The following is a 25,904-nucleotide window of genomic DNA, read 5'->3' as shown; positions in this document are numbered from 1 at the left end:
GAACAAGCAATAGTTGACGCTAGTTTACACCTTGCGGGGCGCACGCCCCATTCCTAATGAGGACGCAGAGGCTCCAGGCATGCAAGCGTTTCAAAGTGATGCGTTCCTGGAAATGCATCGATGACTTTTATCTCAGTTACGTGATATCCGCATGCTCCCCAACTTGCTAAATCTCTAGCAAATGTTGCCGGATCGCACCCAATGTGAATCACTCGCTGCGGACTCGCCGCTGCGATATCATGAATCACTTTGTCTCCAGCACCAGTTCGAGGAGGGTCGAGCACAACCAGGCCCGCGGGGGGCAAGGATCGAATTCCTGTTTCTACCCGGGAGTTGACTTTGTTGACGTCGAGGCTTGCAAGTGCAGGCTGAGAATGCGCCATCGCGGACTTCGAATAGTCGACGGTTGCAACCGGACCACCACCGAGTGCCGCGGACATGGATGGAACAAAGAGCCCTACTCCGCCATAGAGGTCCCAACCGGAATTGTTCTGATAAGGCCTCCCCGCAAGGGACCACTCACGCACCAGATCTGCATATGCCGACGGTGCACTACGGTGCGCCTGCCAAAACGCAGTCGCCGGAAACTCAAACCTATCGTTTCCGACCATTTCTACGATGTTGCCGGAGCCTTCAACCGTACGGTCTATTCGTTCCACGCGCCGTCCGCGTTGGACTTTGCTCGTTTCAACGACATGCCGGTTCCCGAGAGAATCGATGACGACGACTATCTCAGACCCAGGAGTAAATCGTCGTGCCCCATCGCCAACAATCCCGTCAAACAGTTCCGGCATCGCCTGAGTACAACGCTCGGCGACGACGTCATTGGAACGTGCTTTCCTGAAACCGGCACGCCCCTGCGCATCAGTGCCGAGTCGGATACGCGTCCGCCATCCGGTCGTAGGCGCTAAAGCCTGAACCGAAATGGCGGTGAGATCAATGCCATCAAGCACACCAGATGGACGTGCCATTTTTTCAAGCTGTCCAACAAGTACCTCTGTTTTGGCGGCCCGCTGCAGAGATTCACTCATATGCGCAAAGTCGCAGCAGCCCGCACCTGCCGCAGCAGCAGGACATCCTACCTTCACTCGATCTGGTGAAGTTTGTTGTATCTCGAGCAGTTCACCGCGAGCCCACCGCTTTTTCACTTTCAGCAGTTTGACGGTCGCTGTTTCTCCAGGTAGAGCGCCTTGCACGAAGACAACTCGTCCGTCATTGGCAAGGGCAATAGCCTCACCGCCGTGAGCAAAGGCGTGGAATGTGACTTGAATGCTGTCGCCTGGTGTCAGCGATGGTTGGGCACTCATTAATTATTCTTATTCGCTTCGTTGTTTTGTGCGATGATCTGTTTCAGCGCGTCACTCAGGGCGTTCGGGTTTCCAGCCTGTGGGCTCTGCTGCTGCGACTCCTGCGCAGCCCGCTCCTGTACAGCCTGCTGCACCTGCCGAGCCAACTGCGCAGGCAGGACGACTGGCAAAGAGTTACCCGCCAAAATTGGGTCCGGACCGCGGTAAACAAAGCTGCGTGCTACGACTTCCCGCCCGAGCTCAGCAAGCTGTTCTTCCATTCCCGCCGGAGCGGCCAACGTGACACGGTACAGCCATCGAGGCGCCTCAACACCGATGATGCGGATCACACCGTTAGCGCCAGTACCAACGATTTCGGTTCCCCAGGGGCCCTCTTCAAACTCGACAGGCATGTCCTCGTTCTTCATGCCCTCGGCAATTTCTTCTGCCGATTCGGCCCACAGGCCGCCGTTACGCGGTGCAGCGAAAGCAACCGGAGTGATGCGACCGTACCTGGTAACGATGTGCACCATCTTCGGGCCGTTCTCGCCCATTTCAACCTGCACCTGCGAATCCTTTGGCAGCGGAATCTGCATTGATCCGAGGTTGAGGTTCACCTGGGAGAAGTCAGAAAAATCGAACTCCTCAATGTCGACGTTGTCGCCGTCGAACGGACCGGTAGATCCACTGATTGGATCATAATCGGCAAGAGTACCAGTGGCTGATGGAGTCTGGGATGGATCAGTATCCGCTGCAATCCCCGTGTCCTGAGACTTTGGTGCTGTGACCTCTAGATCGTCGTTGGTCTCTGCCTCCGTCTGAGCGGGGGCAGCGTCTTCCTTCTGCTGGTCTTTCTTCTTTTTACCAAATGGCCACCATGCCATGGGTGATCACCTTTCGAGTGAAGTTGTGTATTTCAAAAAAGTTTCTTCGGGTGAGAATTACTCTAGTACGGGCCCAATGTGGCCTCAGGCGAGCCCCGTTGATCCGTATCCTTGGGCACCACGCTGGGTATCGTCAAGCTCGGAAACTTCGACGAAGTCAACCAACTCGACTTTTTGCACCACTAGTTGAGCAATCCGCATTCCTCGTTCAACTGTAAACGAACATTCACGGTCGGTATTAAGAAGGCAAATCTTCAACTCCCCTCGATACTGGGCATCAATGGTGCCTGGCGTGTTCACAATAGAAATCCCGTGTTTGGCAGCGAGTCCCGAACGAGGATGAATGAGCCCGACAGTTCCCATGGGCAACGCGACAGCAATTCCGGTGCCGATGAGCGCCCGTTCGCCGGGAGCCAATGTCCGTGTTTCCGAGGAGTAAAGGTCCGCCCCGGCGTCACCTTCATGCGCTCGTTTAGGAAGCGGCATGTCTGGATCAAGACGTTTTACTGAAATTGGTTCAAGAGAGGTCACTTCATACACCTTACGGGATTCCATTGCGTGTGCATTCTTAAGATAATTTCGCCTAGTGTTATTGGGTAACGTATTCGGGAGTACATCGAATTGACGAGTTGATGAGGGTATGAATAGCAACCAAAACGCACCGGCATCCAGTGGTTCCAAAGTCTTATATACGGAGCGTCAATGGGTGCCTTGGTACTGGTGGATCATCGGTGCAGCATTAACGCTGCTCATCGGGGCACAACTTACGCTCAACCGCAATATTTGGTGGTTTATTATCCCCGTGCTCGTTATCGGAAGTTTAGTTTTTTGGTTCTTGACATGGCTTTCGAAAACTACAATTGCGGTCGAGCAAGACAGCGACGGCACTCGTTGGCTCGTCGTTGACGACGCCAACTTACCCAACACCGTTGTCAGCAGATCTATGGTTGTCCCTGCATCAGCGAAGCGAAATGCTCTCGGACGACAGTTAGACCCAGCTGCTTTCTTGGTATCGCATGGTTGGGTGAAAGAACATATTCTGCTTGTCTTGGACGATCCTCAGGACCCAACCCCCTACTGGCTAATTGCTGCGAAAGAACCGGAGAAAATCCTCGGAATGTTTTTGCCTGAGCAGCGGACCGCCTAGGGATCGCGCGACTGCGTTGCTCGCTACTACTCGCAGTCGAGGCAAATCTTCTGGCCGTCTTCGGTTTCGTAAGCCAGCCGATTCTTTTTCTGAACCAAATAGCAAGACGCACAAGTGAATTCGTTATCTTGGCGAGGCTTTACCTCAACGTTCAGTTCCTCACCAGACAGATCTTGAAGTGGCGGTTCAAACGGTTCAACGATTTCACCGTCATCATCCATGCTGCTGCCCGCAACCTCCGCAGCCTTCAAGCCCTCGAGGGAGTCAGTCTCAAGCTCGTCTTCTGCGCGCTTACGCGGTGCATCGTAATCGGTCGCCATGGTGGTGGTGCCTCCAGGAGTAGTCAAGTTCAGCAATGCCTAGGCCCGTTGAGGAGATACGCTTCCTATAGATGAGCCTCAGCCTTTTTATTGGTTTGGAGCCGAATAATAAAGCACACAAAGCTATATGTCATATTACAAGGTCAGCAGGCCAATACCCACGGGTTCCCTACACATCAAAGGCTTTATAGCTAATTAAAGTACAGCGACGTCAACCCGCTCGTTCTAGGTACCGCGCTCCTAAATATTTTCCTACATGCGCAATGAGCACACCTTTTGTATGCTCAATGTTATGACTACAACAAGTGGAATTGATGGTGCCCAAGAGCACTATGGTATGGGCGTCGATGTCGGCGGTTCTGGAATCAAGGGCGCCATCGTCAACCTCAAAACCGGAGAATTCGTCGGCGACAGGATCAAGATCGCAACTCCTCAGCCAGCTACACCTGAAGCTGTTGCATCAACAGTCGCAGAGATCGTCCGTCTCCACGAATGGGACGGCCCTGTGGGAGTAACGCTGCCGTCGGTGATTCAGCATCAGATCGCAAAGAGCGCAGCTAACATCGACCCGTCGTGGATCGACACCGATGTGCATGAGCTCTTTGAGCAGCATCTCCCTGAGCGCTCTGTCACTGTATTAAACGACGCCGACGCCGCGGGGCTTGCTGAAGTTGCCTTTGGCAATGAACGAGCCCGAAACGGTTCTGTCATATTCCTCACGTTTGGCACTGGTATTGGTTCAGCGTTCCTGGTTAATGGGCACCTCTTCCCTAACACAGAAATTGGCCATTTAATCGTCAATAGGAAGGAAGCAGAGCACGTCGCCTCCTCAGCTGTAAAGCAGAGGGAAGACCTGAGCTTCAAGAAGTGGGCGAAGCGAGTTGATAAGGTGCTGCACGAATACGCGCGACTGTTTAATCCAGAGTGTTTCGTCGTCGGTGGTGGCATCTCGCGGAAATCTGACAAATGGGTCCCTCTATTGACTGTCGACACTCCTGTCGTCGTGGCCACTCTTCGCAACCGAGCAGGCATTGTCGGAGCAGCGATGGCGGCCAATGAGCACCTCGCACCGTAACTAGCGAGACTCGGCGTCTAACACAAAGCAGCTTGACAATGCTGTTAAGATAGGCGTTCTGAAAAATCAGCACAGTTTGCGTACGCTAGGAAGGCAGACCGGCGTTTGCTGGTCTGCTTTCACCAGAGTGACTTTCTTTCCATCCATTGTTGGAGGAAGTCTCGGTGTCCGCAAAAGCATCAATCAGTTCACAAAGGCGAAAGGGCGTACGTGGTAGCCAGCGAAGCTTCAGGCAAAAACTCCGTCAACGATGCGGCAGAGAGCACTTCCGGCGGCGTAACCGACGGCACAACGACCGCCAAGAAAGCCACCAAAAAAGCAGCCAAGAAAACCGCCAAAAAGGCTGCCAAAAAGACCGCCAAGAAGACTGCGAAGAAAACAGCACGCAAAACCGCGAAAAAGGCGTCAAAGGTAGCTAAGAAAGCGAAGAAGACAGTAAAGAAAACCGCCGCAAAGAAGGCTGCTTCACCCGCAACTGATGAGGTCACCAGCGACGACTCCGCGCTGGAAGAAACGGACGAATCGCTCGACGATTCTGACCAGGAGCAGGACTTCGACCCGCTGACGGCTGAAGAAGATGACGAAGAATTTGACGAGCATCTTGGTGATGACGACGAGGAAAAAGAAGACGAGGAAGACGACGGATCTTCTGTCTGGGATATCGAGGAATCTGCTGCACTTCGCCAAGCCCGCAAGGACGCTCAGCTCACCGCATCTGCGGACTCTGTCCGTGCGTATTTGAAGCAAATAGGTAAGGTTGCTCTGCTCGATGCTGAGCAGGAGGTTTCTCTCGCGAAGCGCATTGAAGCTGGTCTCTACGCGCAACACCGACTCGACGAGATGGCCCGTGCAGCTGAGGAGGGAGACAAGGAAGCACGCCTTACCCCTGCGGTTAAGCGCGACTTCCGCGCCGTCGCCCGAGACGGTCGCAAGGCGAAGAACCATCTGCTCGAAGCTAACCTTCGACTCGTGGTTTCGCTGGCAAAGCGCTACACCGGTCGCGGTATGGCCTTCTTGGACCTCATCCAGGAGGGCAACCTCGGTCTCATCCGTGCAGTTGAAAAGTTCGACTATTCCAAGGGCTACAAGTTTTCCACCTATGCAACGTGGTGGATCCGCCAGGCAATTACACGTGCCATGGCAGACCAGGCTCGAACCATTCGCATCCCGGTGCACATGGTCGAGGTCATCAACAAGCTTGGCCGTATCCAGCGTGAGCTTCTACAAGATCTTGGACGCGAACCTACACCGCTTGAACTCGCAAAAGAGATGGACATCACCGAAGAGAAGGTGTTGGAGATCCAGCAGTACGCCCGTGAGCCGATCTCATTGGATCAGACGATCGGCGATGAAGGCGACAGCCAACTCGGTGATTTCATCGAAGACTCCGAAGCCGTTGTGGCAGTCGACGCTGTTTCCTTTACGCTTCTTCAGGACCAACTTCAGGATGTCCTCCACACACTTTCCGAGCGTGAGGCCGGCGTCGTGCGGCTCCGCTTCGGCTTGACCGATGGCATGCCTCGCACGCTAGATGAAATCGGCCAGGTGTACGGTGTGACACGCGAACGCATCCGGCAGATCGAGTCCAAGACGATGTCGAAGCTTCGCCACCCGTCGCGTTCACAGGTGCTGCGCGATTACCTCGATTAAATGCGTTTCTACGTAGTAAGCAATAACCGGTAGGAGGTCCACTCTCCTACCGGTTTCGTGTATTACCAATCTCGTAAGTACGCAATACGCGCCCGCAGCTGTTCCGCATTGCACAGCGCGGTCGGCGGACCACCACACGCTTTACGCGCTTCCGTATGGATCGCACCATGCGGGCGACCCGTCTTTCCAGCGACGATTGAAACGCGAGCGTTGAGTTCCTTTCTCAACTGGGGAATCTCATCAGCCGCCACTGATGCCTCCTCGCTGCTACCCGGCGCGGAGGTTTGCTTGGACGGCTGAGTGGGAGCCAAGTGCTCTCCTAGTACTTCAGCACGCTCGCGTGCTTGGCGCTCGGCAGCCTTTCGCGCTTTTTCTTCTGCTTCTCGGGCATCTAGTTGGTCGCTTTGGCGTTTGCGGAGCAGAGTCTTGACCTGTTCTTCGTCAAGCAGCCCTGGAAGGCCTAGGAAGTCTTGTTCCTCTGCGGATCCTGCGACGGTGGGTGTGCCGTAGGTGGAGCCGTCGAAAATTAAAGAGTCTAGCTCGGCTGATGCGCCGATGGCTTCGTACGAAGGGTTGTCGTCTGGTTCGTTTTGAACTTGGTTTGCTTGGGCTAGTAGTTCGTCGGACCACCCTGATTCTCGGTGTGGTTTGCCCAAAACGTGGTCGCGTGACACCTCCATTTCTTCCGCGAGGCGGAGCAGAACCGGGACCGACGGGAGAAAAACGGAGGCGGATTCGCCTGGCATGCGTGAGCGTACGAATCGTCCGATTGCCTGCGCGAAAAACAGTGGTGTCGATGCTGATGTTGCATATACTCCGACAGCGAGGCGAGGAACGTCGACTCCCTCAGAGACCATTCTGACTGCGACCATCCATTCGTCGGTGGACGCGGAGAATTCGTCGATGCGGTCGGATGCCCCGGCTTCGTCTGAGAGCACGACCGTAACGGGCGTGCTCGAAATGCTGGAGAGGATCTTGGCGTAGGCGCGTGCTGTCGTCTTGTTCGTAGCGATGACGAGGCCTCCGGCATCCGGCATATTCGTACGAAGTTTTTTCAGCCTTGTATGTGCCGCCTGGAGGACTGCCTTGATCCAGTCCCCTTTCGGATCTAGGGCAGTTTTCCAGGCACGCGCGGTCTGCTCGGCATTCAGTGGCTCACCAAGCCTTGCGGAATACTCTTCCCCGGCGGAGTCTTTCCACTGTGCCTCGCCGGAATATGCCAGGAATACAACTGGGCGGACGACGCCATCGGCCAAGGCGTGGGAGTACCCATAGGTGTAGTCCGCTTGTGAAACGAGGTGCCCATCGCCGTCTTCGACGTATCGGACGAACGGAATCTGGGAATCATCAGAGCGAAACGGCGTACCTGTCAACGCTAAGCGGTGTTCGACATCGTTGTAAGCCTCGTAGACTCCATCCCCCCAACTTTTGGCGTCACCAGCATGGTGAATCTCATCAAGAATCACCAAACTGCGCTTCGCAGTGGCCACCGCATGATGCTTGAACGGGTGCATACCGATTTGCGCATACGTCACGACAATGCCGTCATAGGCAGGGTTTACCGCAGATGAGTTTGTGAAGTTTGGGTCTAGCGAAAGGCCGAACCTCGCTGCTGATTGGGACCACTGGTGTTTTAGGTGTTCTGTTGGTACGACGACGATGATGCGCTGCACTGCCTTCGATGCGTGCAGTTTGCTGGCTAGTGTCAGTGCAAACGTCGTCTTACCCGCACCAGGAGTTGCTACAGCGAGAAAGTCTCGAGGTTTGGTGCGCATAAACGAATCGAGGGCCTCTTGCTGCCATGCGCGCAGCTGAGGCCCGGCCGACGTACCTGGAGCCGTCACTTCCGACGCAACCCCTTATAGATGCGTTCGCAGTCAGGACATACTGGCGACCCAGGCTTCGCCTGCTTCTTCACCGGAAATGTCTTGCCACAGAGTGCGACTACGACTTTTCCAGAAATCGCAGAATCGAAAATCTGATCCTTCTTCACATAGTGGAAAAACTTGGGGGTTCCATCATCATTTGTTGACGATGTGTCTTCCCGAAGGTCTGTGCGCTCAAGAGTCTTCGTCGTCGTATTCACGACTCCCATCATGCCCCACTTTGGCAAAGTTTTTAAGCCGAGGCGCTAACCTGTGTATTTATGAACGAGAGAGAGGACGAGGCACAAGAGCACGTCTCGATTGATGCGGAAGTCGAAGTCCACGACGATAAGCATTTCCTTTTTCGTCATTTCCGCTCAAAACGACACCGTGCACTCATTACGGATGCGAAGCAGACGCCGGAGCAAAACCTGCAGAGCCGAGAAGCTCAATACCTTTGGCTGCAGGCGCTTCGAATCCCATTCATTTTGCTTTCGATCGCATCTGCGTGGTGGCTCGGAAACTGGTGGATTGCGACGTTGCTCTTTATTGTTTCCGTACCGCTCCCCTGGGTCGCAGTGATGTTGGGCAACGCGAAAGGAGAGTCGCGTGATCCGCGTGAAAAGAATGTCTACAAGCCTGCGCTGAGTCGTGCCTATGCCGCGTTGGAGGAGCAGTCGAGGCAACAACTATCCTCGAACCAGGCTTCAACAGATACGACGCCGACCGTTATCGATCACGAATCCCACTCGGAGTAGCAGCATGACAGATTTATCATCTACAGCATTTGGATTACACCCTGGACTTGCGCGGGAGCTCGGTGAACGATTGCGCGCGCTTCCCTACACCACATCTTCGATTGGAAGTTACCTTGGGCCAAATGCATACCAGGCTCTCTACCGGGGCGAGGTGGGAGCCGTCCTGCGTCGCTGCCATTCAGAAGACGTTATCGGATCGGCCATATCCACTTTGTTGTTGCGGCGCCCGACTTCCCAAAACGAGCTCGAGGCGTTATTTGGCTCGTCACTTGCTGAGAAACTCATCAGCGCAGGTGTCTTTCGCCAGACCAAAGAGCAACGTTACGAGGTTGCTTACGACATCCGGCCTCATTTGTTGTCTCAACAGCATCACCTCATAGTTGCAGATCTCGACGCCTCTACGTCTGCAATCGTTCCCGGCAAAGATCACGTACTTGGAGTCGGAGCGGCGTCGAAATCCCTGTTGCACGCGATCCCGCAGTCACCGACTGGAACGGTTTTGGACCTTGGAACCGGTTCAGGGGTGCTGTCGGTAGCACAATCTGGCCTTGCAGATCAGATCGTCGGTACTGACATTCATCATCGAGCGATCGAGTTGGCTCAGGCCACGCTCGAGATGAATGGCATCACTAGCGTTCAGCTCCGCGAAGGATCTTGGTTTGAGCCTGTCGCGGGCGAGCAGTTTGACAGGATCGTTGCCAACCCGCCGTTTGTAGTCGGCATTCCGGAGGTGGGGCATGTTTACCGCGACTCCGGCATGCCACTGGATGAAGCAAGTCGCCTCGTGGCAGAGCACGCACCTGAATATCTCGCAGAAGGTGGGATGCTGTGCATGCTGGGCTCATGGGCCCATATTGATGGTGAGGCGTGGCAGTCGCGAGTTGCGAGTTGGGTCCCTTCGCAAGGAGTCAGCGCATGGGTGCTTCAACGAGAAGTGGTTGACCCCGAGACCTACGTCGCCACGTGGCTGAAAGATGAATCAGTCGACCTCAGGACTGAAAGCGGCATAGCCCGCACACAACAGTGGCTCGATTACTTCCAAGCCGCGGGTGTTCACGCTATTGGTTTCGGTTGGATTTTCATGCAACACATCGGCGACCAGCCCTCCGAGATTACTGCGGAAGAATTAACACACCCGTTCACGGACCCGCTTGGGCCTGAGGTCGAAGAATACTATCTACGGCAGGCGTGGCTACGGCAAAAATCCGTCCAGGAACTCTTAGATAGTTCGTTCCTGGTCCGGCCCACAGTCGCGATCGAAGACATCGCTGTGCCAAATACTGAAGAGGGGCTGGGTTTCACGCGCGAAGAGCTGCGCATTACTCGAATGGATGGCCCACGATTCTCTCATTCATTGGATGAGGCGTTGAAAACCGTCCTTGCAGGATTGCATCCCGCCGGCTTGCCACTGCGTGACGTGGTGGGCATCCTAGCAGCATCTCGAGGTGTCGACGACCAGCAGGCCCTTGAAGAATTGGAAAACCAAACGGTTGCAGCTGTTGTGGATCTTATCCGCCACGGCATCGTGCTGCCGTCGGAAATTGCAGAGGTGGAGTAGGAATGAAGGCTGTATTGACAAGAGTTACGAGCGCGAGCGTCACCGTCGACGGTGAAGTCGTCGGAGCAATCGACTGCGAGGCGACTGGTGGAATTCTGGCCCTTGTCGGAGCAGGACGTAAGGATAGCGACGACGCTTGGGAAACGGTTGCTCGCAAAATCGCGGAACTGCGAATCCTGGAGGGCGAAAAGTCTGTAGTGGACGCACAAGCCCCTGTTTTGCTTGTGAGTCAGTTCACGTTGATGGGTCGCACGGCAAAAGGACGGAGGCCATCATGGAGTGACGCAGCCCCCGCAGATGAAGCAGCACCCATCATTGAAAAAATCGCAGCCTACCTCCGGGACCGGGGCATCACGGTCGCTGAAGGAAAGTTTGGTGCCCATATGAAGGTGCAGAGCATCAACGACGGCCCATTCACGGTGATTGTCGAGGCCTAGCACTCTTTTGATCATTGGGAACAAAAATGTGTCCAAGATCGTTGAGGGTGTAGAAGATTACCTGTTCCACTCGTCCAAGGAGGCAGTGCTCAATGACGTCGAAGAGTCAGACCTTAACAGCGGACAACGAAGAAAAAGTTGACCGCGGTAGTCGTCGCAATCAAACGAACGACAATCCATCGGCTGACCTTGTTCGCGTGTATCTCAATGGCATTGGCAAGACTGCCCTGCTCGATGCAGAAGAAGAGGTCGAACTAGCCCAGCAGATCGAAGTTGGACTCTATGCCCAGCAGCTTCTTGATGATCCAGACTGCAAGCTCACCCGAGCCCAGAAACGTGACTATAAAATTCTGGCGAAGCAAGGACGGAAAGCTCGCGCCCACCTCCTCGAGGCAAATCTTCGTCTGGTTGTGTCGTTGGCAAAGCGCTACACAGGACGCGGGATGCCACTGCTCGATCTGATCCAAGAGGGCAACCTCGGACTGATCCGCGCGATGGAGAAATTTGACTATGCCAAGGGCTTTAAATTCTCAACGTACGCGACGTGGTGGATTCGCCAGGCCATTACTCGCGGCATGGCAGACCAGTCTCGTACTATCCGTCTCCCTGTGCATCTTGTAGAACAAGTCAATAAACTCTCCCGAATTCGCCGCGAGATGTACCAGTCGTTTGGCCGCGAACCAACGAATGAGGAGTTGGCAGAGGAGTCTGGCATCGAAGAGGACAAGATTGAGCTCCTCCTGCGTCAATCCCGAGACCCCGTGAGTCTTGACATGCCGGTCGGAGCGGATGAAGAGGCCCCCCTGGGGGACTTCATTGAAGATGCAGAAGCTACAGACGCCGAAGACGCGGTGGTATCCGTGCTCCGTCACGATGACATCCAAGATGTCATCAACGGTTTGGAGCAGCGCGAGCAGGACGTCATCCGTATGCGCTATGGGCTAACCGACGGTGTTCCCCGCACGTTGGACCAGATTGGGCGTAAATTCGGCTTGTCTCGTGAGCGCGTTCGCCAAATCGAACGAGAGGTCATGGCGAAGCTTCGCGTAGGTGACCGGGCAGAGCGCCTTAGGGATTACGCAATGTAACAACCGCGACGAAGCGTTCCGCAACTAATAGTTTTTTGGGTTACCATAGCAATCGTTAATAGGCGTCGATTCTTGGACTGCGTTGAATGTTGATGCAGCCTCAACGCTTCAGAGCGACTTTTAGGCAAGGGAGTTCCACGTGCGTGATCTCGTAGACACAACAGAAATGTATTTACGTACAGTTTACGAACTTGAGGAGGAAGGCATTGTGCCGCTCCGCGCACGAATCGCAGAGCGGCTCGAGCAGTCTGGCCCGACAGTTTCCCAGACCGTCGCCCGCATGGAGCGCGACGGCCTGATTGTTGTTGAAACAGATCGCTCGCTCTCCCTTACCGACGAGGGACGCGCCCGTGCGACTGCGGTGATGCGTAAGCACCGCCTCGCAGAGTGCCTTCTCACCAGCATCCTCAAGTTGGATATTGAACAAGTGCACGACGAAGCATGTCGCTGGGAACACGTGATGAGTGAAGCCGTGGAAAAGCGCCTATACGAGGTACTCAACCACCCTCAGGTATCTCCGTTTGGCAACCCCATCCCTGCGTTGGATGAAATTGGCGGTTCAAATGTTGCTAAGCCTGAGCTTGGCACTCGCGCAACGGACTTAGATCTCTCCGAGGGTCGCGAAGCTGTAGTGGTCCAAATCAGTGAGATTCTGCAGCTTGAAGCAGAGCGTTTGCCGGAGCTGGCAGGCTTAGGCGATATCGTCGGCCAGAAAGTCATAGTGAGCCTTCCGGATGATGGCGGGCTACAGCTATCACTTCCTGAGCAACAAGATTTCGTCATTCCTGATGACCTCGCGCATGCCGTGCGCATTGAGCTTCGGTAGAGACAATCTGCTGTTAGGAACCTGCAAGCATCTCTAGCTCCATCCAGACTGCTTCCCCGCCTTCTTCAACTGCGTGCAGGAGACCCTCATATTGACCGATCGCGAGTAACTGCAGGAGCACGTCGCTTAATGAGTGGTCCGGCATTTCTTGCAGCGCGCACTGTAGTGCGACCCCTGCCCAAGACCCGATCTCGCACCGCACAGCGATTACAGCCCACAACGCTAACGCGTTTGCCCGCACTGTCCCCACAGCATGGCGCGACAAGAATAGTAGTGGAGCAGCAAGTCGCTTTGGGTTCTGCATAATCGCGGGGATAAGTGTATCCCGCAGTAGAGCATGGGTGAGCAGAGCCGTCAAGCCTTCGAGCGCGATTCTCATTTCATTCGAGATTTCGCCGATTGGATTAGCATCGCGCTGGCCGATGAGGCAAGTCTCGGGCAAGCAAAGCAGAACCTCGATAATGCTTTCAATTTCTTCCTTCGCCAGTTTTGCCGGGTGTTCCTCCTCCCCAGCGTGGCTACCGCCCCACAAATCTTTCAGTAGCTGCAACCCGTCTTTGCGTGTCTGTGCCTGGATTTGTTGCGCCAGTTGGACGGACTCCGAATCGACCGGCTCAAAATAGCTAAACGTGTCTTGCCTATCGAGTTCTGGGAGTATCCCCTGCTCAACGTATGGGCGCATCGATGGAGAGGAAATCACTGACGATACACAGCCACCAATGAGGGAGGACGCGCGATCGCATTCTTCGGCCGCATTCAATGGCGGTCCAAAAAGCAATGTATATGGGGTACCCTGCGCAATTTCGGAAACATGCCAGCACAGGTCGACTTTGAAACCGGTTTCTTCTTCGAGGAACTGCAAGCGATCAACTGCGTCTTTGACGAGCTCTGAGTTCGGAATACGGCTCACAATGACTGCAAGGTACGCGATGACGTCATCCCCCAGTAGGTATTGCGTCACGTCGGTCTTGAGGCTTTCTATGAATGCTTCGAGGCGCGTGAGGTCAACGCGAACTACAGGTCCAAGTTGAAGCCCACCTGTTCCTTCGCTGTCCGGAATGATGCCGAGCACCACGACCGATTCTTGAGGATAAAACCCTAGAACCCCGGGCAGGGCTGCGATGATATCTGATGGTCCAAAAAGTGATGAATTAGCTGCATTTATTTTCATACAGTTTAGACGTAGCCAACACAGCATCGGTTCCCGCTTTGCTAGAATTCCTTATTTTCAGCAGGAATATTTCTTCACCCCAGACGTTGTGGGTAAGTACAAAGTTAGATCCTTTCAAATTATCCTAGGAGCGGTCATGCCAACGAATAATCGCATGTATGAACTTGAGTACCCGTCTCCCTCGAGTCTTGGCGAATCTCCTGAGGGGCCAACGCTCGTCGTTGCGTTACAGGGTTACGCAGATGCGGGCCATGCGGTTGAAGGGGTATCGAATCATCTCAACGCGGCGTTGGAAACCCGCACTTTAGCTACCTTCAATAACGATGAACTCATTGACTACCGCTCTCGCAGGCCTGCTGTAACCCTGGCGAATCACACGGTGGCCGACGTCGAAGAGATCGGCATTGAGCTGCGTGTTGTCCGCGACACAAAGGATATGCCGTTTCTGCTGCTGAGCGGGCCAGAGCCTGATCTGCGTTGGGAGGCATTTAGCAAGTCTGTGGCTGACCTTGCAGTGCAGTTTGGAGTTCAGCAAACGCTGTGCCTCTACGCTGCCCCTGTTGCCGCTCCCCATACCCGCCCAGTAGTGGTTTCCACACACGGAAATGATGAGAGCTTGGTGAAAGACAAGTATCTCTTCGACGGAATTATTACTGTGCCCGGGGCTGCCTCCATCATGATCGAGCGAGAGCTAGATAAGCGAGGCGAAAAGGTCGCTGGTTTTACTGCGCATGTACCTCATTACATTGCAAACTCTCCTTACCCGATGGCGGCGTTCCAGCTCATGCAGGCGCTCGAGGATACAGCAAATCTTCAGTTGCCACTCCGCGCGCTCGAGCAAGAGATAACAAGTGTTCAGCGTCAATTAGCAGAGCAAACGGCTGCGTCAAAGGAGATCGCGCAGGTCGTCTCGGCTCTCGAACAGCATTACGACCGTGAAGTTGAGGAGTACCGCAGGAACAATCCCAACGCAAAGATGCCCGGTGAGGCACAGGTTCCTTCCGGTGATGAGATCAGCGAAGCCTTCGAGAACTATCTCACGGCGATCGAGGACCAGCAGAGTCGTCCGCTTGTCGACGGACAACGGGGACTGCCGTTTGGCGATGATCTCAGTCAGGCTTTGCAGGATTTTTACTATATTGACCCAGCTCAGCCAACCGATGAGGAAGACGAGTAGCGGCTTTTCGCGACGAACTCGGCTACGGTAGTTGGCGTGACTCTTTCTACGTATTTGGCAGACCTTGACGACGTTCCAGCAGGCCTTTTTGAAGAGGCCGTCTGGGACTCTTTCACTGCGTGGACGCAGAGTCGTGGAATCTCGCTTTATGAAGCTCAGGAAGAAGCTTCGCTTGCGTTGCTTGCTGGGGATAATGTGATCCTGGCGACGCCAACCGGTTCGGGAAAGTCGATGGTGGCAAACGCTGCGCACTTCATTGCCATGGCTCGAGGGCAGCGCTCGTTTTATACTGCCCCAATTAAGGCGCTTGTGAGCGAAAAGTTCTTTGCACTGTGTGAGATCTTCGGAGCAGAAAACGTAGGGATGATGACCGGTGATGCCACAGTGAACAGCGGCGCCCCTATTATCGCAGCCACCGCTGAAATCGTCGCGAATATTGCGCTGCGAGAAGGTGAGCACGCGAAGATTCAGCAGGTCATCATGGATGAGTTTCACTACTATTCGGAGCCGGACCGCGGATGGGCATGGCAGGTGCCGCTATTGGAACTCCCCCAGGCCCAGTTCCTTTTGATGTCTGCCACGCTTGGAGAAACTGCCTGGATAGAAAAGGATCTCACCGAGCGCACCGGTCGCCCAACCACGTATGTTGGTGGGTCGGAGCGTCCCGTGCCACTCGATTTCAGTTACGTGTTCTCCCCCGTCCACGAGACGATTGAAGAACTACTGGCGGATAACAAAGCGCCGATCTACGTTGTGCACTTCTCACAACGCGAGGCAGCAGAGCGAGCGCAGGCTCTGACCAGTATGAAAATCATCAACGCAGAGGAGAAGCAACGTATCGCAGAGGAGATCGGGAATTTTAGGTTCACGACTACCTTCGGTAAGACGTTGTCGAGGTTACTTCGAAAGGGCATTGGCATTCACCATGCCGGAATGCTGCCGAAGTATCGACGGCTCGTCGAAAAACTATCTCAAACAGGGCTTTTAAAGGTGATCTGCGGAACGGACACCCTCGGCGTCGGTATCAATGTGCCAATTCGTACTGTGCTGATTACCGGCCTGGCAAAGTATGACGGGACGAAACAACGCATCCTTAAATCGAGGGAGTTTCACCAAATCGCCGGCCGCGCGGGGCGAGCTGGGTACGACACCGAGGGCACGGTCGTCGTCGAAGCGCCAGAACACGAGATTGAGAATGCAAAGCTTCGGCGTCGCGCCGGCGACGATCCGAAGCGGCTTAAGAAGCTCAACAAGAAGTCAGCTCGTGATGGCGAAGTTACCTGGTCCGAAAAAACTTTCCAGCGCCTCACAACGGCAGAACCGGAGGAACTCACTAGCCAGTTCCAAGTATCGAATTCCATGTTGCTCAATGTTATTGCTCGCCCGGGTGACGGCTACGAGCACATGAAGCACTTGATTCGGAGCAACCATGACACACGCGCTAAGCAGAACCGTGACATTCTTACGGCAGTCGATCTGTTTCGCGGGCTCATCCAGGCTGACATTGTAGAGTGCACTCCTGATTCCCCAGCGTATCGCCCCTATACTCTCACGCGAGAGCTGGACAGGGACTTTGCGCTCAACCAACCGCTTTCCCCGTTCGCGCTGGCATTTCTCACGGTGCTTGACCCCGAGTCTTCAACGTATTCGTTGGATGTAATCTCAGCGTTTGAGGCAATCTTGGATGACCCCCGTCAGGTGCTGCAAGCTCAGCAGTCAGCAGCTCGCGGCGAGGAGATCGCAGCTCTCAAGGCAGAGGGCGTCGACTACACGGAGCGCATGGCACTCATCGAAGACGTGACGTACCCTCAGCCGCTCGCGGAGGAACTGGAAGATGCATTTGAAACCTACTGCTCCAGTAACCCGTGGGCGAAAGAGTGGCAGCTTTCGCCAAAGTCGGTGGTACGCGACATGATCGAGCATGCGATGACGTTTTCGGATCTCATCGCAACCTACGGGCTATCCCGCTCTGAGGGTGTGGTGCTCCGCTACCTTACCGATGCGTGGCGCACCCTCTCCCACTCTGTGCCCGAGGCATACATGACTGAAGAGCTCGAAGATATCATCGTATGGCTTGGCGAACTGATCCGTCAGGTGGACTCGTCGCTCATTGACGAATGGGCGACGCTAGCTGATGACGACGCCCCAATCTCCCAGGACGTTCTCGACCGCGAGCTTGCATTCGGTGTTGAGGATCCTACGGCGCTCACAGCGAACCGCAGGGCGTTCAAAATCATGGTTCGCAACTACTTCTTTAGGCTTGTCGAACTGTTTGCGTTCGAAAAGGAAGAAGCCCTGGAGTCGATGCTTGAATATCTCGACCCCGATGTTCGGCCCGACTGGCCCTCGCTTCTTGACGATTACTTCGACGAGTACGACGATGTCATGATAGACGCAGATGCTCGCGGGCCAGAGTATTTCCGAGTTAAGGATGAAAGCTCGCGGCTCTGGGAAGTCGTACAGATCGTGAAAGATCCAGATGGGGACCGCAGCTTCCAGTTCCACGGCGTCGTCGATCTCGATGCCTCTGATGAGGCAGGAGAAGTTCGGCTGAGGGACTTGGACGTTGTCCAGATGTAGTCCCTCAGCCGACTATCGTGCAGAAGACGTAACAGTTAGCGTGCGTCTTCTACCACTACGGTCTGCGCAATGGCCTGGATAACAGCAGCAATCTTTACTGCCTCCCAGACCTGCTCCTTGGTCAGGCCCTCTTCGCGCACGACATTGGAGTGTGCAACAGCGCAATGCTCGCAGCCATTGATAGCAGATACTGCGAGCGACCACAGCTCAAAGTCTGCCTTCTCGACGCCAGGCTTCGAGATGATGTTCATGCGAAGGCCAAACTTTACCTGTGCAAAGTCATCGCCGAGCCAGCCCTTTGCGCGGTAGGCAACGTTGTTCATTGCCATAACAGTTGCTGCGCCGAAAGCGGCATCGAGAGCCTCTTCAGACAGGTGCTCCTTGGCCTCGTCCGTAATCTCAGAGATCACGGTGGGGTTCTTTGTCGCTGCAGCGGAAGCAACGAGAGTGCCCCACAGCTGCTGCTCGTTCAGCTCTGTAGAGCGTGTCAAGGAGCCAAGGTTCAGCTTCTGGTCTTTTGCATATTCAGGCAAAGCGCTGCGCAGGTTATCGATCGACATATCTCTTTTCTCTTTCCTCTCTATTGTTTATTAATAAATCCCCGTCACTGAGTATTGGACTAGTGACGGGGACTCGGAGTTCATTTACTTCAGGGATTCCTGAACGACAGCCAACTTGTCGATGTTCTTCGTTGGGTCGTTCTTCTGCCAGTCACAGGCGCAGACCTCTTCGGACTGGAGAGCATCCAAAACGCGAAGGACCTCTTCGACGTTACGGCCAACAGCATCCGGGGTGACAGACACGAACTGGATGACGCCGTCTGGGTCGATGATGAACGTTGCACGATCAGCGACGCCTGCCTCATTTTCAACGCCCAGTGCACGGATCAAGTCGTGGCGGACATCAGCAAACATTGGGAACGGAACGGCCTTCAGATCTGGGTGCGTTGCACGCCAGTTGAAGTGGGAGTACTCATTGTCAGTGGAGCCACCAAGGACCTGCGTATCGCGATCTTCGAACTCTTCGTTCAGCTTGCCGAACGCTGCGATCTCGGTTGGGCAGACGAACGTAAAGTCCTTCGGGTAGAAGAAAACGACCTTCCACTTACCCTCGTACTTTTCCAGGGATACATTCTCGAAGTAGTCCTCTGGGCTTGTTGCGTCGACCTCATGAAGGTCGCCACCCTTCAGCGCTACCAGATCGAACTCAGGGAAACGCTCGCCTACAGTCAGAATTGCCATAGCTTAACCTCCGAATGTGAGATGTCGTATATATACGGTCTTGGAATGCAATCGCTCGCACTCTGTCAAACATTGTGCCAGAAACGCCGCGCAATTTCAACAGCAAAACCTATTGCAATGCCGTATGGTTATAAGAATGAACAATAAAGAATATAAACCAACCTTGGCCCAACTTCGTACGTTTGTGACCATCGCCGAGAATAGGCACTTCGGCACTGCTGCGAGCAAGCTCAACATTTCTCAACCGTCATTATCCCAGGCATTGGTCGCGCTAGAGACCGGTTTAGGGATTCAACTTATCGAGCGATCCACCCGAAAGGTCATCGTCACTCCAACTGGGGAGGCGCTCCTCCCCTATGCGAAAGCAACGCTTGAAGCAGCCGATGCTTTTGTTGCACATGCCCGCGGTGCACATGGGGTCCTTTCCGGGCCTCTCAATATCGGCATCATCCCCACCATCGCACCGTATATCCTGCCCACCCTTTTACAACTGATTCAGAGCGAGTTCCCCGATTTAACTCCTCGAATCATCGAAGAGCCCACCAAGCACCTACTCGCTAAATTGCGCGACGGAAACGTCGATGTGGCGCTGCTAGCCCTGCCTACACACGCGCCTGGAGTCAGTGAATTGGAACTCTATGACGAAGACTTCATCGTCGTAACAAATGAGAAACACAAGTTGTCTGGGCTCCAAAACCTTACTCTCGATGTCCTGGAAGAACTCGATTTGCTTCTTCTCGACGACGGCCACTGCCTGCGCGACCAAATAGTTGACCTTTGCAAGAACGTTCAAACTACACCCTCAAATTCAAGCCAATCAGATACACGGGCTGCGTCACTGACTACCATCATGCAGCTGGTTGTGGCTGGCCTTGGATCAACCCTCGTTCCCAAGTCAGCTATTGCAGCTGAGTGCACACGTCCTGGTTTGGGGCTTTCTACCTTCCAGAAGAGTGTCGACGCGAAGCGTACAATTGGACTGGCCTACCGCTCTTCTTCTTCCCGCATCCATGAGTTTGAGGAACTTGGAGCGTTGTGTAGAAAGGCGTACAAAGAGGTAGCGAAAACCAGTGATGCGATTCTGTCCCGCTAAACTGGGACGCTAGTTATGAAGGACCAGGAACAAACACCTAAGAAAGAACTCTTCCGCCAACTAGACAACGTGGAACTACGCGATGTCCGACGTCTTCGCCGTCGCATTCGACAGGCCAAGAACGGCAAGGAACTTAACAAAGTTGAAGAGGCAATTGCCCGAAGCTTGCACGTCGTTCGGGCGCGGGATGAACTCATTCCGAACATCGAGTACCCAGATGCACTCCCGGTTTCTCAGCGCAAGAATGACATCTTAGAAGCTGTCGCGAACCACCAAGTGACTGTTATTGCTGGTGAAACTGGATCCGGCAAGACCACCCAGATTCCTAAGATGCTGCTCGAGCTCGGCCGCGGTCGACGAGGGCGTATCGCGCATACTCAGCCGCGCCGTCTCGCTGCTAGAACTGTCGCTGAACGCATAGCGGACGAATTAGGTCAGAGCATTGGAGAATCGGTCGGCTACGCTATTCGCTTCGACGACAAGGTCAGCACCACTACCTCAGTGAAGCTCATGACAGACGGAATTCTCCTTACGGAGATTCAGCGTGATCGGTTCCTCAACGCGTATGACACCATCATTATCGATGAGGCGCACGAGCGTTCCCTGAACATCGACTTTTTGCTTGGATACGTCAAGGAGCTTCTCCCTAAACGCCCCGACCTGAAGGTCATCATCACGTCCGCCACCATTGACGTCGAACGCTTCGCGCAGCACTTCTGTGACGAAGAAGGCAACCCCGCCCCGATTATTGAGGTTTCAGGTCGTACCTACCCGGTTGAGGTGCGCTACCGTCCGCTCGTCGAAAATGCCGGCGATCGTGAAATTGATATTGACATGATTGACGGTGTTATCAACGCCATCAAGGAGTTGATGGCAGAAGGCGACGGTGACATCCTCTGCTTTTTCGCCTCAGAACGTGACATCCGTGACTGCATGGAAGCAATTGAAAAGCAGCATTGGAAGAATGTTGAAGTCGCGCCACTTTTCGGACGCCTTTCGAACGCAGAACAGCACCGCGTCTTCTCCCCACATAGCGGGCGTAGGATCGTCCTCTCTACGAACATCGCCGAAACTTCGCTCACAGTGCCGGGAATTCACTACGTTGTGGACACTGGCCTCGCTCGCATTTCACGGTATTCAACGCGGACTAAAGTACAGCGTCTTCCAATTGAGGAGATATCCCAAGCCTCAGCAAACCAGCGCTCGGGCCGTTGTGGACGTGTTGCTGACGGTATCGCTATCCGCTTGTACTCGGAAGAGAACTTTAATTCACGCCCGGAATTTACTGACCCTGAAATATTGCGGACCAACTTGGCAAGTGTAATCCTGCAAATGATTTCTCTCAATCTCGGCGACATGCGGCACTTTCCATTCGTGGAATCCCCAGACGACAAAGCTATTCGCGATGGCCTTACGCTCTTGTACGAGCTCGGTGCAATCAAAGCAATACCAAAGGGTGAACTTCCAAAACTCACGAAAATTGGCCATACGCTTGCGAAAATCCCAGTCGACCCCAAGATGGCTCGCATGCTCGTCGAGGCCGAACGCTACCGGGTGTTGGAGGATGTCACCGCAGTTGTCGCCCATATGTCGATTCAAGACGTGCGCGAACGCCCCCTGGAATTTCAGGCACAAGCAGACCAAGCCCATGCACGCTTCAAAGACAAGACATCCGACTTTCTTTCAGCGCTCAAGCTCTGGGATTACGTCGGAGGTCTCCGTGAAGAGCTTTCAGGCAATCAGTTCAGAAAGCGCATGAAGCGTGAGTATTTGCACTATATGCGAATTCGTGAATGGCACGACCTCGTTCGTCAGCTCCGCGACGTCGAACGTCGACTGGGCTGGGACGTCGACAAAGCAATGACAATGACAACGAAACGTGACGCTGACTCGATTCATCGAGCATTGCTCACTGGCTTACTTTCGAATATCGGTGCTCGCGACGGAAACAGCAAGGAATACCAAGGTGCTCGTGGTACCCGTTTCCTGATTTTCCCAGGGTCATCGCTGGCCAAGACCCCACCAGAGTTTTTGATGGCAAGCGAGCTTGTAGAAACCTCGCGGCTTTGGGCCAGAGACGTGGCAAAAGTAGAATCCTCATGGATCGAGCACGCGGCAGGATCACTCCTGAAACATGTCTATTCAGAACCGTTCTGGTCACGGAAACGCGCATGCGCAATGGTTCATCAAAAATCGTTATTGTACGGCATCCCTATCGTGCGAGACCGACTTATCCCCTACCACCGCGTTGATCCTACGGCTGCGCGCGAGATGTTTATTCGTCACGCACTCATTGACGGCGATTGGACGAGGACTCATAAGTTTCTCGAACACAACAGCTTGTTGCTAAGCGAAGCCGCAGAAGTTGAAGAAAAGCTACGGCGTAGGGGCATCGTCGTTGACGAAGACACTCTATTCAATTTCTACGACGTGAAACTGCCGGATTCAGTCACAACAGCGAACAATTTTGACAGTTGGTGGAAGAAGCAACGGCAGCTCGATCCCGGATATCTTCACTTTGATCCAAGTAAACTCGTTGACGATTCTGCCCAGACTATCTCTGCAGAAGACTTTCCAATGTCATGGTCACAAGGGTCGATGCGGTTCGATGTGTCGTACAAATTCGAGCCTGGAACCGCCTACGACGGTGTTACCATCGCAATTCCCCTGCCTCTACTGGCCAGCGTTGAATCAGTCGGATTTGACTGGCTTGTACCTGGGCTACGTAAAGAGTTGCTGACTGAACTCATTCGTTCACTGCCGAAACCACTACGCAAGGGCGTCGTCCCCGCTCCAGACTTCGCTGACCGTGCACTTGAGCGTATGACGTTCGATCCACGCACGTCGGTTACCGAAGCACTGGCTCAGGTCCTCACTGAATTGGGTGCCAGCGGCATTAGCGGGCATGATTTCCGCACGCACCTGCTGCCACCGCACTTGCTCATAACGTTTGCAGTCATTGATAAACGTGGGAAGATTGTCGACTCAGACAAGAGTCTCCTTGCTTTGAAGAAGCGTCGGGCCACACAGATTCGTTCTTCAGTCGCGAAAGCAAGCCGCCACTCTGAAACTGCCGAAGTTCCTGTATGGACCGAAGACACACTCGGCGATATTCCCGAAAGTACGACCACAACCATTGATGGCAACAAAGTCGAGGCCTATCCTGCGCTCGAGGTGACTCCCAAAGGCGTTCGCGTTGCTGTGCATCCAACCCGGGCGAGTGCTGATGCATCAATGATGACGGCAACGCTCACGTTGCTGCTGCGGGCAATCGAGGTTTCCGATACTCAGATGACGAAGGGACTGCCACTACAGCAACGTGTCGCTGTTGATAGGTATCCACATGGCGGGGCTTCCGGCCTTGTCGAAGACGCTCGCATTGCAGCAATCCGCGACGCGATGATTCAAGCCGGCGGCCCTGTGAGGTCACCTGCTGATTTCGACGCACTATGTGCGAGAATTAAACCGACTATTCCGGGAGCTGTCCGACGATCAATTGTATCGATCGCGCCAGGTCTCGCTGCATACTCAGATTTGATGCAAGAGCTCAAGAATTGGTCTGGTCCTGCGATTGACGATATTCGGGAGCAACTAGCATTCATGCTGCCCGCGAACGCTATCACGGTTCATGGCATGCAACACCTACAGCACCTCCCCCGTTACATAGAGGCAATCCAGATACGGCTTGAGCATCTAGAAGCGGAACCGGAACGTGACGAAGAGCGGCAGGCTGAAGTAGCAAATGCTAAGGCTTACCTAGAGCGACGATTGGAACAGCTCCCTGCCCAACGCAGGAAGACACGCGCATACAAGGACGTGATGTGGCGAATTCAGGAGCTGCGAGTGAGTTTGTTTGCACAACACCTTGGCACCCAAAAGCCTGTGAGCGTGCGTCGTATTGAAAAAATGGTCGATAAACTTCGCTAGTGAGCCTCGGACTTTATTCCAGTCCCTCTCGCTCGCGTCGTTTCATCAAGCGGATTTCCGACTGAAAATCTTCGGCGCTTTCAAAAGACTTGTACACCGAGGCAAATCGCAGGTACGCAACTTCGTCCAGTGTGCGAAGCGGTTCCAATACCGCCAGTCCAATGTCATTTGCCGCAACTTGAGAACTTCCTTGGGCCCGAACCGTCTCCTCTACTTGCTGCGCTAGCCGCTTCAATGCGTCGTCGCTAACGTTCCTGCCTTGACAAGCACGCCGAACACCAACGATCAACTTTTCCTTGTCGAACGGTTCAGTTACTCCATTGCGCTTCACAACGGTCAGCACGGCCTTCTCGATCGTTGTGAATCGGCCCCCGCACGATGTGCACTCTCGCCGCCGCCGGATAGCAGAGCCCCCGTCTACAACACGAGAATCTGTAACTCGCGATTGTTCGTGATGACAAAACGGACAGTACATCTACACCCCACTTTCTCGGAGAACAGTTATCACCCCCTACATTAGCGGGTTAACGTTGCGCTGCAGAAGCGACTTCATAGCTATGAGCAACGTTCGAATCGTCCCGCGACACCGAGTCCCACTCGCTATTACCGAAATCGCCCGAGATAAGTACAGCGACGAACATAGTTACCCCAAGAAGGGCTCCCATTAGAACGTTTGCTCGCTGCTCTTGAGGCTCGGCGGAAGAATAAACGGTTGGCTCGGGAGCATCTGCAGCCGCCCAGCGGCAACGAAAGTTCTGGTTGATAACCTGCTCGTGGCGTGACGGCTCACCCCCTCGATCACCCCGCATGGGTACAAAATCCCACACTTCAGCTGGCATTGAAGACCGTGGTGCAAGTGGAGCTCCCGCCATATCAGCACGAGTAGAAATTATTTTCGCCTGGTCAATGATGCTCATAAAATGCCCCTTACTTCATTTCGCGAATTCGAAGGTTTCTCATCTCACGCGAAACATTTTTAGCGTATTTGTTCGATTTAACTTCTATGTTCGATTTATACCATCTCATATCAGATCCCCACAACCCCCCCCAACTATCGAACATATTTGCCCTCTTTGATATATTCTGTACAGAAGACACTATCGAGACTCAATGTGAGGACCCATGGCACGCAAGAACACAACCAGTGAAAAGTTCGATATGAGCGTACTTTCAGACAGACAAAAGCGAATCCTTCAAGTCATTCGCGACGCCGTCGTATTACGTGGCTATCCACCAAGCATTCGAGAGATCGGCGACGCCGCAGGACTCCAATCAACTTCTTCTGTCGCCTACCAGCTGAAGGAGCTCGAAAAGAAAGGGTTCCTTCGCCGTGACCCAAACAAGCCACGAGCCGTAGACCTCCGCCACCTGCCAGAATCTATGGGAGGTTCGGTTACACCGAAAGACGATGCGGACATTGATGGAACTTCTCCAGCACGGATGATCCCTGTCCTCGGCCAAATCGCCGCTGGAACTCCGATCCTGGCAGAGGAAAACATTGAACACTACTACCCCCTGCCGGAAGAACTACTCGATAGCGGCGACCTCTTCATGCTTCAGGTGGTTGGAGAATCAATGCGCGATGCAGGCATTCTCAATGGTGACTGGGTAGTCATCCGCTCACAACATGTTGCCGAAGAGGGCGAGTTCGTAGCAGCGCTAATTGACGGGGAGGCAACTGTCAAGGAGTTTCATAAGGACTCTTCCGGAGTATGGCTCATTCCTCATAACGATGCCTTTTCTCCGATACAAGGCAACGACGCCGAGATTATGGGCAAAGTGGTCTCTGTTTTCCGGACCCTGTAGCCATTTTTCGCCATT

General features: G+C 54.1%; 24 protein-coding genes. 13 read left to right on the top strand and 11 right to left on the bottom strand.

Annotated features, from left to right (window positions below):
• Nucleotides 1–53: 53 nt before the first annotated feature.
• The 3 genes from QP802_RS01290 to dut form a co-directional block, all read right to left on the bottom strand.
• On the bottom strand, nucleotides 54–1,307 hold the full coding sequence (locus QP802_RS01290) for a class I SAM-dependent RNA methyltransferase (RefSeq protein WP_083290926.1): 1,254 nt from the start codon (nucleotides 1,305–1,307) through the stop codon (nucleotides 54–56).
• Nucleotides 1,307–2,170, bottom strand: a complete 864-nt coding sequence (locus QP802_RS01285; RefSeq protein WP_070478954.1) for a DUF3710 domain-containing protein — start codon at nucleotides 2,168–2,170, stop codon at nucleotides 1,307–1,309. The genes QP802_RS01290 and QP802_RS01285 overlap by 1 nt, the downstream gene beginning before the upstream one ends.
• A gap of 84 nt (nucleotides 2,171–2,254) precedes the next feature.
• Nucleotides 2,255–2,725 (bottom strand): dUTP diphosphatase, encoded by a 471-nt coding sequence (dut, locus tag QP802_RS01280; protein ID WP_070362355.1) that lies wholly within the window; start codon nucleotides 2,723–2,725, stop codon nucleotides 2,255–2,257.
• Between the two features lie 85 nt (nucleotides 2,726–2,810).
• Between dut and QP802_RS01275 the strand changes: the two genes are divergently transcribed.
• Nucleotides 2,811–3,317, top strand: coding sequence for a DUF3093 domain-containing protein (locus QP802_RS01275; protein WP_070362354.1), 507 nt, complete (start codon nucleotides 2,811–2,813; stop codon nucleotides 3,315–3,317).
• A 26-nt stretch (nucleotides 3,318–3,343) separates the two neighbouring features.
• Here the strand turns inward: QP802_RS01275 and QP802_RS01270 are convergent, their stop codons facing one another.
• Nucleotides 3,344–3,637, bottom strand: coding sequence for a DUF4193 domain-containing protein (locus tag QP802_RS01270; protein WP_070363501.1), 294 nt, complete (start codon nucleotides 3,635–3,637; stop codon nucleotides 3,344–3,346).
• 292 nt (nucleotides 3,638–3,929) lie between these two features.
• Between QP802_RS01270 and ppgK the strand changes: the two genes are divergently transcribed.
• Together ppgK and QP802_RS01260 are read left to right on the top strand one after the other, a co-directional pair.
• Nucleotides 3,930–4,712: a polyphosphate--glucose phosphotransferase gene (gene ppgK / locus QP802_RS01265; RefSeq protein WP_070363500.1), complete on the top strand. Its 783-nt coding sequence runs from the start codon at nucleotides 3,930–3,932 to the stop codon at nucleotides 4,710–4,712.
• 210 nt (nucleotides 4,713–4,922) lie between these two features.
• Entirely contained in the window at nucleotides 4,923–6,362 is a 1,440-nt protein-coding gene (locus tag QP802_RS01260; RefSeq protein WP_070478953.1) for an RNA polymerase sigma factor, read from the top strand.
• A 62-nt stretch (nucleotides 6,363–6,424) separates the two neighbouring features.
• On the opposite strand, the gene QP802_RS01255 is transcribed toward QP802_RS01260, so the two are convergent.
• Both QP802_RS01255 and QP802_RS01250 read right to left on the bottom strand, forming a co-directional pair.
• Nucleotides 6,425–8,137 carry a DEAD/DEAH box helicase gene (locus QP802_RS01255; protein WP_070363498.1) on the bottom strand — a complete coding sequence of 571 codons (1,713 nt, stop codon included), beginning with the start codon at nucleotides 8,135–8,137 and terminating at the stop codon, nucleotides 6,425–6,427.
• 65 nt (nucleotides 8,138–8,202) lie between these two features.
• The gene (locus QP802_RS01250) at nucleotides 8,203–8,457 is read right to left on the bottom strand and encodes a DUF3039 domain-containing protein (protein WP_070363499.1); all 255 of its coding nucleotides are present in this window, start codon (nucleotides 8,455–8,457) and stop codon (nucleotides 8,203–8,205) included.
• A 51-nt stretch (nucleotides 8,458–8,508) separates the two neighbouring features.
• Here QP802_RS01250 and QP802_RS01245 point away from each other — a divergent pair, with 51 nt between their 5' ends.
• The 5 genes from QP802_RS01245 to QP802_RS01225 all read left to right on the top strand — a co-directional run bounded on the left by QP802_RS01245 (nucleotide 8,509) and on the right by QP802_RS01225 (nucleotide 12,894).
• Nucleotides 8,509–8,985: a DUF3099 domain-containing protein gene (locus tag QP802_RS01245; RefSeq protein ID WP_256005073.1), complete on the top strand. Its 477-nt coding sequence runs from the start codon at nucleotides 8,509–8,511 to the stop codon at nucleotides 8,983–8,985.
• Nucleotides 8,986–8,989: 4 nt separating this feature from the next.
• The gene (locus tag QP802_RS01240) at nucleotides 8,990–10,543 is read left to right on the top strand and encodes a DUF7782 domain-containing protein (RefSeq protein ID WP_256000248.1); all 1,554 of its coding nucleotides are present in this window, start codon (nucleotides 8,990–8,992) and stop codon (nucleotides 10,541–10,543) included.
• A gap of 2 nt (nucleotides 10,544–10,545) precedes the next feature.
• Nucleotides 10,546–10,980: a D-aminoacyl-tRNA deacylase gene (gene dtd / locus QP802_RS01235; protein WP_256005076.1), complete on the top strand. Its 435-nt coding sequence runs from the start codon at nucleotides 10,546–10,548 to the stop codon at nucleotides 10,978–10,980.
• 92 nt (nucleotides 10,981–11,072) lie between these two features.
• On the top strand, nucleotides 11,073–12,068 hold the full coding sequence (locus QP802_RS01230; protein ID WP_070478945.1) for a sigma-70 family RNA polymerase sigma factor: 996 nt from the start codon (nucleotides 11,073–11,075) through the stop codon (nucleotides 12,066–12,068).
• A gap of 139 nt (nucleotides 12,069–12,207) precedes the next feature.
• Complete coding sequence (locus QP802_RS01225; RefSeq protein ID WP_284817465.1) at nucleotides 12,208–12,894, top strand: metal-dependent transcriptional regulator; 687 nt, start codon at nucleotides 12,208–12,210, stop codon at nucleotides 12,892–12,894.
• A 13-nt stretch (nucleotides 12,895–12,907) separates the two neighbouring features.
• Here QP802_RS01225 and QP802_RS01220 read toward each other — a convergent pair whose 3' ends face one another.
• On the bottom strand, nucleotides 12,908–14,065 hold the full coding sequence (locus tag QP802_RS01220) for a DUF4192 domain-containing protein (protein WP_256008124.1): 1,158 nt from the start codon (nucleotides 14,063–14,065) through the stop codon (nucleotides 12,908–12,910).
• 136 nt (nucleotides 14,066–14,201) lie between these two features.
• On the opposite strand from QP802_RS01220, the gene QP802_RS01215 reads away from it, so the two are divergent.
• Both QP802_RS01215 and QP802_RS01210 read left to right on the top strand, forming a co-directional pair.
• On the top strand, nucleotides 14,202–15,242 hold the full coding sequence (locus QP802_RS01215; RefSeq protein ID WP_083290923.1) for a PAC2 family protein: 1,041 nt from the start codon (nucleotides 14,202–14,204) through the stop codon (nucleotides 15,240–15,242).
• Nucleotides 15,243–15,278: 36 nt separating this feature from the next.
• A complete protein-coding gene (locus QP802_RS01210; RefSeq protein WP_284817464.1) occupies nucleotides 15,279–17,822 on the top strand; it encodes a DEAD/DEAH box helicase in 2,544 nt (847 codons plus the stop codon).
• A gap of 35 nt (nucleotides 17,823–17,857) precedes the next feature.
• Here QP802_RS01210 and ahpD read toward each other — a convergent pair whose 3' ends face one another.
• Both ahpD and QP802_RS01200 read right to left on the bottom strand, forming a co-directional pair.
• The gene (gene ahpD, locus QP802_RS01205; RefSeq protein WP_256000254.1) at nucleotides 17,858–18,382 is read right to left on the bottom strand and encodes an alkylhydroperoxidase, AhpD family; all 525 of its coding nucleotides are present in this window, start codon (nucleotides 18,380–18,382) and stop codon (nucleotides 17,858–17,860) included.
• Between the two features lie 84 nt (nucleotides 18,383–18,466).
• A complete protein-coding gene (locus QP802_RS01200; RefSeq protein WP_252930837.1) occupies nucleotides 18,467–19,063 on the bottom strand; it encodes a peroxiredoxin in 597 nt (198 codons plus the stop codon).
• Nucleotides 19,064–19,199: 136 nt separating this feature from the next.
• Between QP802_RS01200 and QP802_RS01195 the strand changes: the two genes are divergently transcribed.
• Nucleotides 19,200–20,156 carry a hydrogen peroxide-inducible genes activator gene (locus tag QP802_RS01195; protein WP_070479000.1) on the top strand — a complete coding sequence of 319 codons (957 nt, stop codon included), beginning with the start codon at nucleotides 19,200–19,202 and terminating at the stop codon, nucleotides 20,154–20,156.
• A gap of 15 nt (nucleotides 20,157–20,171) precedes the next feature.
• The gene (gene hrpA, locus QP802_RS01190; protein ID WP_284817463.1) at nucleotides 20,172–24,083 is read left to right on the top strand and encodes an ATP-dependent RNA helicase HrpA; all 3,912 of its coding nucleotides are present in this window, start codon (nucleotides 20,172–20,174) and stop codon (nucleotides 24,081–24,083) included.
• Nucleotides 24,084–24,096: 13 nt separating this feature from the next.
• Here hrpA and nrdR read toward each other — a convergent pair whose 3' ends face one another.
• Both nrdR and QP802_RS01180 read right to left on the bottom strand, forming a co-directional pair.
• Complete coding sequence (gene nrdR / locus QP802_RS01185) at nucleotides 24,097–24,558, bottom strand: transcriptional regulator NrdR (protein ID WP_070362341.1); 462 nt, start codon at nucleotides 24,556–24,558, stop codon at nucleotides 24,097–24,099.
• A 49-nt stretch (nucleotides 24,559–24,607) separates the two neighbouring features.
• Entirely contained in the window at nucleotides 24,608–25,000 is a 393-nt protein-coding gene (locus tag QP802_RS01180) for a hypothetical protein (protein WP_143000867.1), read from the bottom strand.
• Nucleotides 25,001–25,205: 205 nt separating this feature from the next.
• Between QP802_RS01180 and lexA the strand changes: the two genes are divergently transcribed.
• The gene (gene lexA / locus QP802_RS01175; RefSeq protein WP_070976759.1) at nucleotides 25,206–25,889 is read left to right on the top strand and encodes a transcriptional repressor LexA; all 684 of its coding nucleotides are present in this window, start codon (nucleotides 25,206–25,208) and stop codon (nucleotides 25,887–25,889) included.
• The last annotated feature ends 15 nt before the right edge of the window (nucleotides 25,890–25,904 follow it).

The sequence above is a fragment of the Corynebacterium sp. UMB10119B genome (assembly GCF_030228125.1).
In the GTDB taxonomy this organism is placed as follows: Bacteria; Actinomycetota; Actinomycetes; order Mycobacteriales; family Mycobacteriaceae; genus Corynebacterium; species Corynebacterium pseudogenitalium.
The sequence above is the reverse complement of the archived record's forward strand: the minus strand, read 5'-3'. Positions and strand labels throughout refer to the sequence as shown.